Source organism: Sporolactobacillus terrae (genome assembly GCF_019930545.1).
Lineage (GTDB): Bacteria > Bacillota > Bacilli > Bacillales > Sporolactobacillaceae > Sporolactobacillus > Sporolactobacillus terrae.
The window spans coordinates 1,571,434-1,584,841 of record NZ_CP082837.1; the positions used below are offsets into that span (position 1 = coordinate 1,571,434).

Sequence of the window (13,408 nt, forward strand, 5' to 3'; positions counted from 1 at the left end):
ATGAGACAGACCTATATCGTTATTGTTGCCGCTGTTCTCATTGTCTGCTCTGGATTTGGATTTTTCTACTTTATGAAAATTATCCCTTTGAAAGAAAATCTTACTCTCACGCAAAGCTCTGTTCAGAATTACAAAGAAATGGCCGCCTTAACAAAAAAAAGCAGCGCTGATGGAGAGGACAATGCAATAAACGAAGAAACCCTGCCAAAGCAGCCAGAAATTGAATCCTTCTTTGTGAAATTCCAAGCTCAGGCTATGGTTCGTCAAGTGTACGTTGATACGATTACTCGAGTAAATAGAAGCCAAAATTCTTCCTTGAACGCGAACAGCTATACCATACAATTATCCGCAAAATCAACACAGGAAATTATAGATTTCATTTGTGATCTCGAAAAGATGGAACGCATCTTAAACATCACCCAATTTTCAATGCAAACCGGATCACAAGCATCATTGAGCTTAACCCTCTATTCAGCGAAAAAATAAGCATCTATATAGTAAAAAAGCCGGAACACGGACCACATCTCCGTCATTCCGGCTTTATTTTTTCCAAAACAAAAAATCCCGAACGTGCCGTTGCAAAGCCGCAGATTTGATACCCGCAGTTATAAGCAGGTGGGTGTCCTGTCCCACAGTTCACGCGTCCCGAGCGCGGGCATGCGCTCCGAGTGAGAACAATCGAACTCCCTATCAAAATATGTTCGGTCAAAACATAACGACTTTAGACTAACACTTCAGGACTTTTTTCATTATCTTATGCATTCAGTTTAACATATCTTAACTTTTGCTTCAAGATTCCTTTATTTTAAGATGGTTGCCACGTCGAGATGCAGTTCGGCCAATTGATCCAGGCTGACCTCGCTTGGTGCCTTGGTCAGCAGGTCGGACGCGCTGGCTGTTTTCGGGAATGCGATCGTGTCGCGCAAACTTGAACGGCCGGCGAGCAGCATCACAATGCGGTCAATGCCAAGCGCCATGCCGCCATGCGGCGGAACGCCGTATTCAAATGCGCTCATTAGAAAGCCAAACTGTTTTTCAGCACGTTCTTTTGTGAAGCCAAGTACTTTGAACATTTGTTCTTGCAGGTCGTGGTCCGAGATACGCTGCGAACCGCTGCCAAGTTCATAGCCATTAAGTACCATATCAAAGGATTGTGCACGTACACTGCCCGGATCGCTCTCGATCTTATCGAGGTCTTCAAGCACCGGCATCGTAAATGGATGGTGCTCTGCAACGTATCGGTGTTCTTCCTCGCTGTAGGAAAGCAGTGGGAAGTGCGTAACCCATAAGAAGTTGTAGGCAGATTCGTCGATCAGACCCAGCAGTTTGCCAAGATGCAGGCGCAGGGCGCCAAGGCTGTCGGCAACAATCTTCTTCTTATCTGCGACAAACAGCAGTAAGTCGCCCGGTTCAGCGTTCGTTCGCTCAATAATCCGCGCCGTCAGTGCTTCATCAAAGAATTTGGCAATCGGTCCTTTCATGCCGCCTTCCTCAACCTTGAGCCAAGCCAGTCCCTTTGCGCCGTACGGGGAAACCACGGCGCGCAGGTCTTCGTCAACTTGTTTGCGCGAGAACTGTGCAGCAACGCCTTTCGCATTGATCGCTTTAACCAAGCCGCCTTTTTCCTGTACTTCCTTGAATACCTTCAGCGTGCTGTCCGCAGCGATGTCGGTGAGATCGATTAATGTCATACCGAATCGTGTATCCGGCTTGTCACTGCCGTACAGGTCGATGGCTTCGGCATAGGTCAAGCGTTTGAATGGACGCGGAATGTCAACGCCCTTGACTTCCTTCATGACACGCACGAGCATTTCTTCAATCATGTTTTGGAATTTGTCGATTTCAAAAAAGGACATTTCCATGTCGACCTGTGTAAATTCAGGTTGACGGTCAGCACGCAAATCCTCATCGCGGAAGCAACGTGCGATCTGATAGTACTTTTCAATTCCCGATGCCATCAGCAGCTGTTTGAATAGCTGCGGCGATTGCGGCAACGCATAAAATTCACCCGGGTGCACACGGCTCGGTACGAGGTAATCACGTGCGCCTTCCGGAGTGCTCTTGGTCAAAATCGGGGTTTCGACATCAAGAAAATCGTTTTCATCGAGAAAATCGCGCAATGTATGGGTAATCTTATTGCGAATTTTCAACGTTTCGAGCATTTCCGGACGACGCAGGTCCAGATAGCGATATTTCAAACGGATATCTTCAGAAGCTTCGATGTCGTCTTCAATTGGAAACGGCGGTGTTTTCGATTTATTCAGCAAGGTTATCTCGTTGATCATCACTTCAATCGTACCGGTTTTGATTTTCTCGTTCACGGCTTCTGGATCGCGTTTTACGACCTCACCGGTCACAGTGACACAATATTCGCTGCGCAGTTTATCTGCTTTGTTCCAAGCTTCTTGTGAGACTTGTGGGTTGAAGACAATCTGGACAACCCCTGACCTGTCGCGAAGATCGATAAAAATAACTCCGCCAAGATCTCTTCTTTTTTGCACCCAGCCGGCCAAGGTAACTTTCTTGCCGGCGAATGCCTCGGTTAATTCACCGCAATTTGCGTTGCGATACATGTCGTTCCCTCCATTTATATTGAATCAGATTTTTTCTTTAAGATAATCCGTTAAGTCCTTAAACGCGACCGCTTCTTGAGATCCATCAGCCATATTCTTAACTACTGCCTTTTCTTGTTCAAGCTCCTCATCGCCAACGACGACAACGAACTTCGCTTTATCGCGATCGGCTTGTTTGAATTGGCCTTTGACTTTACGCCCAATATAGTCTTTATCAGCGGTCAGCCCGGCCAAACGCAATCGGTTCAGCAGCACCGGTGTTTTTTGCTCGGCTGCTTCGCCGATCGCAACGACGAAGCAGTCAAGTGCCGGATCGGAATTCAAGGAGATGCCCTCAACGTCAAGGGCAAGCAGCAAGCGTTCAATGCTGAGCGCGAAGCCAATGCCCGGTGTTTCCGGCCCGCCAAGTTCGCTGACCAAACCATTGTATCTGCCGCCGCCCATCAAGGTCGTGATTGCGCCTTGACTAGCTCCCATAATTTCGAAGGTTGTATGGTTATAGTAATCCAATCCACGGACAAGCGTCGGATCGAGTTCATAGTCGATACCCATCTCGTCCAAGATGGCTTTCACCTTGTTGAAATAGTCACGCGATGCATCATTCAGATAATCAATGATTGACGGGGCAGTCGCCATCAGTGGGTGATGATGATCCGCCTTGCAGTCGAGAATGCGCAGCGGATTCTTCTCAAGACGCTGCTGGCAATCATCGCAAAATTCGCCAATGGACGGTTTAAAGTGGGCGATCAGTGCATCACGATGCGCTTTACGGCTTTCCGGATCGCCGAGACTGTTCAAAACAAGCTTCAATTTCTTCAAGCCAAGGGTTTGATAAAAGGTCATTGCGAGCGAAATAACTTCTGCATCAATGGACGGATCTGCAGAGCCAAGGGCTTCGCAGCCAAACTGAGTAAACTGGCGGTTACGACCGGCTTGTGGACGTTCATAGCGGAACATTGGTCCTATGTAATAAAGTTTCTGTGGCTGATTGGGATCGCCGTACAGCTTGTTCTCAACATAAGCCCTAACGATAGAAGCGGTGCCCTCAGGCCTCAGCGTCAGTTCACGCCCACCGCGATCTTTAAACGAATACATTTCTTTTTGGACGATATCGGTTGTGTCGCCGACACCACGCTGAAATAAAGCGGTCGACTCGAACAACGGCGTCCGTAATTCTTTGTAGTTAAAGCGCGCACAGATTTCGCGCGCTGCTGCTTCGATCTTCTGCCACTTGAATGCATCTTCAGGCAAAACATCATAGGTTCCGCGGGGAATTTGTATCATTGCAGAATGTTCCTCCTTTAACTGTTTTCGCATGCTTAATCCTTTATTTTTCTCTGCTTAAAAGTACGGATGCTGCATATGAATAAATAAAAAGTCCCTTGTCCATCGGTGAACCGACAGACAAGGGACGAATTAGCTTCGTGGTGCCACCCTCATTTAAAGCATTGAAATGCTTCCTCTCAAGAGCCGGTTAACGCCCGGAAACGGCTTTTCCTACTGTCCAATTAAAAAAAGTAAATCGGATGTTCAGTAAAGCACCTCTGAAGTGTCTATTTCCCGGGAACGATCGGCATACTTCCAGCCTCAGGCATGCCTTCTCTCTCGATCGATTGCTCCGAAAAACCTCTTCGTCACTGGTTTTGTTCGTCTTTTAATAGTACGTATCTTCCAATAAAATGTCAAGGTTTCGCGAATTTTTGTGCATCGAGCGGATTTCAAGTAAAACAGGGTTAGATCAATCCTTCTCAGTGCACGGTGCACATCACTCTGAGGTTGTAACCACGCATCGCAAAGTTATAACTCCCCCTGCAAAACGTGTAACTAATCGCGTCATCGATGTAACCAATTCCTCATAAATAGCAACAATTGGAACAATAAGTTACAGTAATTATTGATTTTTGCTCTCCACAATCAATGTGACCGGTCCGTCATTCACCAGAGATACTGCCATATCGGCACCGAAAACGCCGGTTTCGACATGAAGTCCATTCGCTCTGAGCCTTTCATTAAATGCGTGATAAAGCGGTTCGGCAATCTCGGGACGTGCTGCCTCGATAAAGCTCGGCCGTCTTCCTTTTGACGTATTGCCATAGAGAGTGAACTGCGATACTGACAGCACAGCACCACCCATTTCTTTAATTGAACCGTTCATTCTTCCACTCTCATCTTCAAAAATACGCAACCCGGTCAGTTTATCGGCAACATAACGAAGATCCTCTTCAGTGTCGCCGGTTTTAATTCCAACCAGAAGCAGCAGACCTTTTTCAATTTGACCGACCGTTTGGCCGTCGATGTCCACTTTTGCATGCTTTACCCGTTGTAACACAACTTTCATTGACACTTCATCCTTTTTATTGCATCACGCGCCGAACCGAATAAATATCGGGAATCCGTTTGATTTTCTCAACGACGCGATACAAATGATCGATATTGGTAATGGCAATGGTCATATGAATCGTTGCCACTTTATTTTTATCCGCGCGACCGGAGATTCCGTTAATGGCCGTATGTGAATCGGAGACACATTGCAACACCTCATTGAGCAGTCCATTGCGGTCATAGGCGGTGACTTCAATATCCACATTGTATTCTTTCGCCTTGGACTCGTTGTTTTCCCATTCAACATCCATAAGCCGATCATCTTCATGACTTATATTCGGACAATCCACTCGATGAACCGTGACTCCTCTCCCGCGGGTAATGTACCCGACAATCGCATCGCCAGGTACCGGATTGCAGCAGCGCGCCAAACGAACGAGCAGATTGTCGACCCCTTTGACACGCACGCCCAACGAGGTCTTGCGACGATTCTGCGTATTTGGTTTGGGTTCGGAGAGCTGTTTCATCTTCTCCTCGGCATCTTCAGCCTCCGTCGGTTTACGCGTATCTTCCGTAAAACGGGTAAGGACTTGTTTGGCGGTGATGCCATTGTAGCCGATCGCTGCGAAGAGCTCATTTTCATGGGAGAAGTTAAACTTTTTGGCAACATCCATGATCTTCTCTTCAGTCAAGTTTTCCTTAATGCTTATATTCTGACTGCGGCATTCTTTCTCCAAAAGTTCACGACCGTGTGCTACATTTTCCTGGCGCTGCTGCCGTTTAAACCATTGGCGGATCTTGTTCTTCACCGCCGAACTCTTTGCAATTTTCAGCCAGTCACGGCTTGGGCCGTACGAATGATTGGAGGTCATCACTTCAACAATATCGCCGGTTTTCAGCTTGTAGTCCAGTGGAACCATTTTGCCATTGACACGCGCCCCGACCGTTTTGTTGCCGATTTCAGTATGAATACGGTAAGCAAAATCAATCGGCACCGACCCAACCGGAAGTTCAATGACATCACCCTTCGGGGTAAAGACAAACACGGTGTCTGAGAATAAGTCCATTTTGAGCGTTTCCATGAACTCCTTGGCATCATCGGTTTCATTCTGATACTCCAGAATTTCACGGAACCAGGTGAGCCTGTCCTCAAATTTGTTATTAATGTTCTTAACTTTGCCTTCCTTGTAAGCCCAGTGTGCGGCGATTCCGTATTCCGCTACATCATGCATCTCTTCGGTACGAATCTGAACTTCCAGCGGATCACCTTTTGGACCGATGACCGTTGTATGCAACGACTGGTACATATTCGGCTTTGGCATTGCAATATAATCCTTAAAACGTCCAGGCATTGGCTTCCAATGCGTATGGATGATACCCAGAATCGCATAACAATCTTTGATCGTTTTGACAATAATACGTACCGCAAACAAATCATAGATTTCATTAAACTGCTTATGCTGGTTGACCATTTTGCGATAGATGCTGTAAATGTGTTTTGGCCGTCCGGACACTTCTGCAGGAATGTGCACGGATTTTACATAAGCCTTGAGATCCTCAACAACTTTGGCGATATACGCTTCACGTTCTTCGCGCTTTTGTTTCATCAAGTTGACGATCTTATAGTATTGCTGCGGCTTCAAGTAGCGGAGCGATATATCTTCCAGCTCCCATTTAATCGCTGAAATTCCCAGCCGGTTCGCGAGCGGTGCATAAATTTCAAGCGTCTCATTCGCTTTTTGAATTTGTTTTTCGTGCCGCATGTATTTCAGTGTGCGCATGTTATGCAAACGATCGGCAAGTTTTACAATGACGCAGCGCAGATCACGAGCCATTGCCACAAACATTTTCCGGTGATTTTCGGCCTGCTGATCTTCTTTCGAGGTATATTCGAAGTTTCTCAGCTTCGTCACACCATCGACAAGTTCTGCGACATTGTCTCCGAATTCCGCGCGTATATCATCAAGCGTAACCGGCGTGTCTTCAACGACATCATGCAGAAAACCGCTGACAATCGTAATGACATCCATGTTCAGTTGGACTAGAATACCGGCAACTTCGATTGGGTGAATGATATAGGGTTCGCCCGATTTGCGGACTTGTCCCTTATGCGCCTCATCCGCAAACCGGTAAGCTTCTTTGATTATTTCGATATCTTTTGCATCTAAGTAGGTCGATGCCTGCTGAATTAGTTCTTCCATCGTCATCGTATCATCACCTGTATGCCGATCCTCATTTCCCTTTTGAACCCAAATTGATGAGAGCCATTATTTTATAATTATAATTCAAACAAATCAGTTATCACGACCGATGATGGATGGCTTTTCTCCCAATCATCGAGACCTGTTAAACCTATTATCAAAGAATCAATAAAGATTGTAAAGTATTTGCTTATCTAGTGTTCCCTTTGAGAGAAATGAGAAACCCTATTTGTGCCTGTTTTCAGAGTAACCGAGCAGATCTTGCCCGCGCTTTACGCTCAGTTTTTCTCTTCTGCGAAAAAGAGAGTGCCTGAAGTCAGGCACTCCGATTGTACGTTTAGTAGTTGATTAAAGACAGAACATCATAATCTTTAAGAAGCTCACTGCCGCCAAGTCCGGTCAATTCAATCAAAAAGGCAACCCCGGCAACAACGCCGCCAAGCTGTTCCACCAACTTAATCGTTGCTTCAATTGTGCCGCCGGTCGCCAGCAAATCATCGGTCACTAAGACGCGTTGCCCTGGCTTGATCGAATCTTTGTGAATACACAGCGTATCAATCCCGTATTCTTTTTTATAGGAAACTGTAGCCACTTCACGCGGAAGTTTCCCCGGTTTACGAACCGGTACAAATCCGATTCCCAAAGAATACGCCACCGGTCCGCCAATGACAAAACCACGTGCTTCAGGACCGACTACAATTTCAGCATTCTTGCTTTCAGCGAAAGCAGCGAGATCATTAATGGCCGCCCGATATACCGGTCCTTCCTCAAGAAGCGAGGTAATATCTCTAAAATTAATTCCCTTCGTCGGAAAATCCATGACCGACTTAATATAGTTTGCATAATCCATCTGACATGCGCTCCATTTCCATAAATGATCAATTCGGTGTTATTTCTTAAAGACCGCATTGTTGTCATCTCTCATTTGATGCCTTGCTTTTCGCTCTGTCTCAATTGTACAATCAGCCACTGTTTCACTTCGCTGATCGGTGCATAACAAAACCGTGCTTCCAAATCGCGCTGCGCTTTTTCCTTTCGGTAGAGTTCCGAGGAAGTCAGCGGCGCTTTCGCAGGTGAAGGAATTTCTGATAAAATGCCTTTCTCTATTTTAACAAAACCAAGTTCAAAAAACACCTGTGTCATCAAAGAAATCGATTGTTCGCTCCATCCCTTGTAACCGGCAATTTGCCGCATCATGTTGCGCAGTTCGAAGCGATGACGCTGCCGGATTAGTGCGTAATACCAAACAAAGTGATCGCGTTCCGGGAATGCGGAGAAATAATGATCACGAGAGTGATAGAAAATGCAATAGAAGCGGTTGAGCTGCGGATGCGTACTAAGGAATGCAGACAACTGCTCTTCATCATCGGGAAGATCTAATAATGCAACGACATGCCCTGAGAGCGTCATGCCGGGTTCGTAGCGCATCACGTCGTCCAATTGGAAATGGGCGGCGGTGTCTTCTTGAAAAGTAAGCAGTGGGACGGATTCTGCGCGAAGCACCTGAAGTTTTTCCTGAAGATCGCGCAGAGCACGCCAATCATACACTTGCACGCCTTCCACACGCAAATCTCGGATCATGAGCTGCGCTTTGCGGAATCCATTCCACTCATTAATGCCCAGTTCGCCAACCGCAGCAAGTTCATCCGTAGGTGCGATTTTCTGTATCCATTTACCAAAGCCAAAACCGATGCCTTCGAGCTGCTTTTCGCTCCCCTTCAGCGTCAACTTAAGATGATCGTTATTCCGGCCAACTGTAGCAAGCTTCGCCAACGGCGCTTGTGGAATCAGGAATAGCGGTTTCGGATTGTCGGTTCCAAACGGAGCCAGCTTCGCTACTTCTTCGATCAGCTCGACAGAAAGATCATCTACTTTAGCGGTACCGTCAACCGTCAGTTGCGGAATGAGCTCTTGTGCATCCAGCATATGGTTCGCTTGCTCGTTAAATGCTGCACGAAAGTGATCAATCTCTGTTTGGGCAAGAGACAGTCCGGCCGCCATTTTGTGTCCGCCGAATTGAATCAAATGATTGCTGCACGCCTTCAGACCTTCATAAAGATTAAATCCTTCGATACTACGGCCGGATCCCTTCGCAATCTCTGTTTCTTTGTCAATGCTGAGAATGATCACCGGACGATAATACTTGCCGACAATTTTAGATGCTACAATGCCAATAACACCCTGATGCCAGGCTTCCCCCGAAAGAACAAGGGCTTTGCTGCCCTGATCCATATAAGCTGCTGCTTGTTGGTCTGCTTCCTTGGCAATCTGATCGACAATCGACCGGCGTTGCTGATTCAACGCATCAAGCCGCTCCGCCAGCATAACCGCTTCATCCATGTCCTCGCTCAGGAGCAAATCAAGTGCTTCTGCAGCATCCGTCATGCGGCCGGCTGCATTTAATCGCGGTCCCATTTGAAACCCGATCCCATCACTGTCAATAGGACCGGCACCCGACGCTTTTACCTTCAGCGCATCAATGCCGGGTAGCGATCCTTCGTTGATTTTTCTCAAGCCCTGAGCAGCAATCAGCCTGTTTTCATCGATAAGCGGAACAAGGTCGGCGATTGTACCGATCGCAGCCAGTGCGACCCACTGCTCATCAAAAACAGCTGTGTCACAAACCGCTTGTGCCAATTTAAGCGCGACGCCTGCTCCTGATAATCCCTTAAACGGGTAAGGACAATCCGTTTGTTTCGGATTCAGTATGGCGTACGCCTCGGGCAGCTGTTCCGGCGGCTCATGATGATCGGTGATGATGTAATCAATCCCCATCCGTCCGGCACATTCTGCAGGATCAAACGCAGCAATTCCCGAATCCACAGTGACGATCAGTGTGATGCCATCCTTCTTTGCCTGCCGGGCAGCGCCGATATTCGGCCCATAGCCGTCCTTAAAGCGATTCGGGATATAGGAAGTGACATCCGCTCCGCATGCGCGCAGCGCTCGTGTCAAAATCGCCGTTGACGTCACACCGTCCGCATCGTAATCGCCGAATATCCGTATCCGTTCCCCGGAAGCGATCGCTTGCTGTATACGCGATGAAGCCTCGCGCATTCCTTTCATGATCATAGGATCATAGAATTTCATCTCTTCTTCGTGCAAGAAAAGCTGGGCCTCTTTTGATGCTTCGATGCCGCGAGCAACAAGCAAACGTGCCGTCATCACAGAAATATGCAGCGACTCAGAGAGCCGCTGCACCTTTTCTTCATCTACTTCTCTTATCTTCCAACGATTGTTTGATTCAAGCACCCGCCTTAGCGCCTCCCTTATTCAAACCGGTTCCTCGCTTCAGCCGGATTTTTTTATCATCATTTTGACCGTCGATTTCCTGCGCGTGTCTCATTCGCTGCAGCTTCTTCGCCGCCCAGATCCACCTTCAAGCGTTCCGAATCCTCCGGATGCAGCTCAATCATCCGTCTTAGATCACGCTCAAGTTTGGTGATCCGGTGACGCTGTTTGTAGATTGGCGGATAAGTAAATAAACCGATCAGTACAGCACCAATCAGGACCGAACCGATAATGACAAGAATTAGCGGCAGATGTACATTGCCAAATAAAAAGCTGAACTTGACTGAATCCACATTAGCAATCGAAAACAGAACAATGATCAGGATAAAAATAAGGATCAGCAGAATCTTCCACTGTTTCTTCATTTGCCGCGCCCCCATTCCTTTCATTAATTTTGCGGTTGTGTTGAAACCGTTCTTCTTCTTTTGCGTCGCTTCAAATAGTTAACTTTCAACACGGCCCACAGTGGACAAGCAATACAGATGGACGAGTAGACACCACAAAGCAGTCCGACAAACAAGGCGATCGTAAACGTGCGAATCGATTCGCTGCCAAAGATCAAAAGAAGAACAACTGGAATTAGCACGGTAATCACGGTGTTCAGTGATCGAGTCAGTGTCTCACGAATACTCAGATTTACGATATCGCCGAATTCTTCGATTGTGGACAGCCGCTTTCTGCTCATTTTTATATTCTCGCGTACGCGGTCAAACGTAACAATCGTATCGTTAATCGAATAACCGATAATGGTCAAAATTGCTGAGATAAACAAAATATCTACTTCGATATGCAGCAGACTGAACACGGTCACAATGAAGAAGGCATCATGAATCAGCGCCAGCACTGCTGTTAGTCCTTGCAGAAATTCAAAGCGCACCCATACATAGATAATGATAAAAACAGAGGCAATGATCAAGGCATACAAACCATTCTTCGCCAAATCGCGCCCCACTTGAGGCGATACGGTGCTTACGTTCGGTTCAATACCAAACTGATCCTTCATTTTGCTCTTTAATTCCGCAATTTGATTATGATCCAATTCTTTGTTGATGCGCACCGTTGCGATGTTATTGTGCGTACCGGAAAGCACCGGTCGTTCCGGTTCATAGTTCATTGCGCGAAACGCCTTGTCCACTTTTTCTACTGAAATCGGCTGCGTGCTCTGCACGTCAACCCGTGTTCCGCTTGAAAAATCGATACCTAGGTTCAACTTAAAAATAAAGAGTGAAACAATCCCCAGAATGATCAATGCAACGGAAATCGTGAAAAAGAGATTTCGGTGCTTCATAAAGTCCAAACGGTCGTAAAATTTATTGTAATGTTTGTAGTTCATCTTATCATTTAGATCCACGGATATCACTCCTCTTCACACCGAACAGCCATGGGTGATTATCAAGTGCATGACTGTGAACCAGCAAGCCAAGCAAGATGCGCGCACCGTAAACAGACGTCACAAAAGTAACCACATTACTGATCAGCAGCATTACGGCGAAGCCCTTCACCGCGCTGACACCAAGTACGAACAGCACCGCTGCGGCGATAATCGTTGTCAGATTGGCATCAACAACAGTCGGCAGTGACCGCTTGTTCCCTGCTTTAAATGCAGAAAGCACGGTCTTCCCGCCCCGCAATTCATCCTTTATTCGCTCAAGTGTAATGATGTTGGCATCAACAGCCATGCCGATACCAAGGATCATCGCGGCAATTCCCGGCAAGGTCAGCACCGCCTGCATACCAACGAATACGCCCATAACGACAGCCATATAGATGACGAGCGTCAGGCTGGCAATCAGTCCGCCCAATCGATAGAACAACAGCATGAACAGCATGATTGCCGCAACAGCGATTGCACCGGCATAGATCGTTTCTTTCATGGAATCTTGTCCAAACTGTGCACCCACTGAAGTGGAATAGGTTTCGACAAGACGAACTGGCAATGACCCGGAATTAAGCAAGTCTTTCAGGTCGTTTGCTTCCTTTACCGTAAAACTACCGGAGATCTCTACATCCGATGTATTCAGCTCCTGACTTACAGAAGGCGCTGAAATAAACTTATGCTTGTTTTTGGCCGCTTCCTTTTCATAGGAATCACCCTTTTGGTAATCCATCCAAATGACAAGCACGTTATTTGGATAATAGCCGGTGATTTTCTTTGTGACACTGGCGAATTTAGACGGATCCTTTAATTGGAGGGTTACTTTCGGTTTGTTCATCTCGTCAAAAGCAACCTTCGCTTTGCCCGGAACCAAGTCGGAACCGTCCATCATCAGTCGGTCTTTGTAATCACGAAATTCCAGCTTTGCGGTTGTCGACAAGAGTTCCCGCGCACGCTGTTCATTTTTAACGCCGGGGAGCTGAACGCGAATTCGATTCCCATTTTCAATTGAAATATTCGGTTCGCTGACACCCAGTACGTTGATTCGTTTATTAATCGATGCGACCGCATTACTCATCGCTTCATTGTCAATTTTTTGACCTGATTTAAGCGGTTTGACCTGATACAGTACCTCGAATCCGCCTTTCAGATCAAGTCCTAAATTCACGTTATGTATGATGGGTTTTACTGAAAAAGCAATGATGATACCCAACACAATCAATAGCGCAAAAAAGGAAAAGATCGGTCCTTTTTTAACCATTGTTCAAGCCTGCTCCCTTCTCTTTATCCGAGCTCCGGTTCTTACGGAAAATACCTGTATACGCGGCTGCTTATTTAAACAGCGACTGGTCGATAGCTGTTGAACTGTTTTTAAACATATCGACGCGCAATTTGTTCATGTAGTCGTTCACGGTCAGTGCCATCACTGCGGCAACGACTTCATGAATCCGTTCAGGCTTGTCCGTTTTCTTTTTTTCCAGAGATTCTTTTACAAATTGCCAGAATTCATCCATTTTCAAATGATTCAGTCCGAGCAAATGAAATTCATTTAATTTGCTACGCAAAAACGGCTCAATGGTGATCCGCCATTTTTCCATATCGTTCCGTTCATCCGGCATGTCGATTCCTCCCATAATGCATATAAT

9 protein-coding genes, 1 other RNA gene and 1 pseudogene are annotated in these 13,408 nt (G+C 46.7%); 1 reads left to right on the forward strand and 10 read right to left on the reverse strand.

Going from position 1 to position 13,408, the window contains the following annotated elements:
- Positions 1–486, forward strand: a complete 486-nt coding sequence (gene pilO / locus K7399_RS07500; RefSeq protein ID WP_128166812.1) for a type 4a pilus biogenesis protein PilO — start codon at positions 1–3, stop codon at positions 484–486.
- Positions 487–557: 71 nt separating this feature from the next.
- Here pilO and ssrS read toward each other — a convergent pair.
- The 10 genes and pseudogenes from ssrS to K7399_RS07550 all read right to left on the reverse strand — a co-directional run bounded on the left by ssrS (position 558) and on the right by K7399_RS07550 (position 13,381).
- Positions 558–744, reverse strand: a non-coding RNA gene (gene ssrS, locus K7399_RS07505) — 6S RNA.
- Positions 745–800: 56 nt separating this feature from the next.
- Entirely contained in the window at positions 801–2,573 is a 1,773-nt protein-coding gene (gene aspS, locus K7399_RS07510) for an aspartate--tRNA ligase (protein ID WP_128166814.1), read from the reverse strand.
- Positions 2,574–2,597: 24 nt separating this feature from the next.
- Positions 2,598–3,857, reverse strand: a complete 1,260-nt coding sequence (gene hisS, locus K7399_RS07515; protein WP_028976711.1) for a histidine--tRNA ligase — start codon at positions 3,855–3,857, stop codon at positions 2,598–2,600.
- A 607-nt stretch (positions 3,858–4,464) separates the two neighbouring features.
- Complete coding sequence (gene dtd, locus K7399_RS07520; RefSeq protein WP_028976710.1) at positions 4,465–4,911, reverse strand: D-aminoacyl-tRNA deacylase; 447 nt, start codon at positions 4,909–4,911, stop codon at positions 4,465–4,467.
- 16 nt (positions 4,912–4,927) lie between these two features.
- Entirely contained in the window at positions 4,928–7,102 is a 2,175-nt protein-coding gene (locus K7399_RS07525; protein WP_128166816.1) for a RelA/SpoT family protein, read from the reverse strand.
- Between the two features lie 331 nt (positions 7,103–7,433).
- The gene (locus K7399_RS07530) at positions 7,434–7,946 is read right to left on the reverse strand and encodes an adenine phosphoribosyltransferase (RefSeq protein ID WP_028976708.1); all 513 of its coding nucleotides are present in this window, start codon (positions 7,944–7,946) and stop codon (positions 7,434–7,436) included.
- Between the two features lie 71 nt (positions 7,947–8,017).
- Positions 8,018–10,348 carry a single-stranded-DNA-specific exonuclease RecJ gene (recJ, locus tag K7399_RS07535; protein ID WP_128166818.1) on the reverse strand — a complete coding sequence of 777 codons (2,331 nt, stop codon included), beginning with the start codon at positions 10,346–10,348 and terminating at the stop codon, positions 8,018–8,020.
- 59 nt (positions 10,349–10,407) lie between these two features.
- Positions 10,408–10,752, reverse strand: coding sequence for a LapA family protein (locus tag K7399_RS07540; protein ID WP_028976706.1), 345 nt, complete (start codon positions 10,750–10,752; stop codon positions 10,408–10,410).
- Positions 10,753–10,775: 23 nt separating this feature from the next.
- Positions 10,776–13,023: pseudogene (secDF, locus tag K7399_RS07545) on the reverse strand (protein translocase subunit SecDF).
- 70 nt (positions 13,024–13,093) lie between these two features.
- Positions 13,094–13,381 (reverse strand): post-transcriptional regulator, encoded by a 288-nt coding sequence (locus K7399_RS07550; protein ID WP_028976705.1) that lies wholly within the window; start codon positions 13,379–13,381, stop codon positions 13,094–13,096.
- Between the last annotated feature and the right edge of the window lie 27 nt (positions 13,382–13,408).

Excerpts from the sequence above, each read along its gene's own strand:
- pilO (WP_128166812.1), top strand. The coding sequence starts at position 1 with ATGAGACAGACCTATATCGTTATTGTTGCCGCTGTTCTCATTGTCTGC.
- aspS (WP_128166814.1), bottom strand. The coding sequence starts at position 2,573 with ATGTATCGCAACGCAAATTGCGGTGAATTAACCGAGGCATTCGCCGGC.
- hisS (WP_028976711.1), bottom strand. The coding sequence starts at position 3,857 with ATGATACAAATTCCCCGCGGAACCTATGATGTTTTGCCTGAAGATGCA.
- dtd (WP_028976710.1), bottom strand. The coding sequence starts at position 4,911 with ATGAAAGTTGTGTTACAACGGGTAAAGCATGCAAAAGTGGACATCGAC.
- K7399_RS07525 (WP_128166816.1), bottom strand. The coding sequence starts at position 7,102 with ATGACGATGGAAGAACTAATTCAGCAGGCATCGACCTACTTAGATGCA.
- K7399_RS07530 (WP_028976708.1), bottom strand. The coding sequence starts at position 7,946 with ATGGATTATGCAAACTATATTAAGTCGGTCATGGATTTTCCGACGAAG.
- K7399_RS07540 (WP_028976706.1), bottom strand. The coding sequence starts at position 10,752 with ATGAAGAAACAGTGGAAGATTCTGCTGATCCTTATTTTTATCCTGATC.
- K7399_RS07550 (WP_028976705.1), bottom strand. The coding sequence starts at position 13,381 with ATGCCGGATGAACGGAACGATATGGAAAAATGGCGGATCACCATTGAG.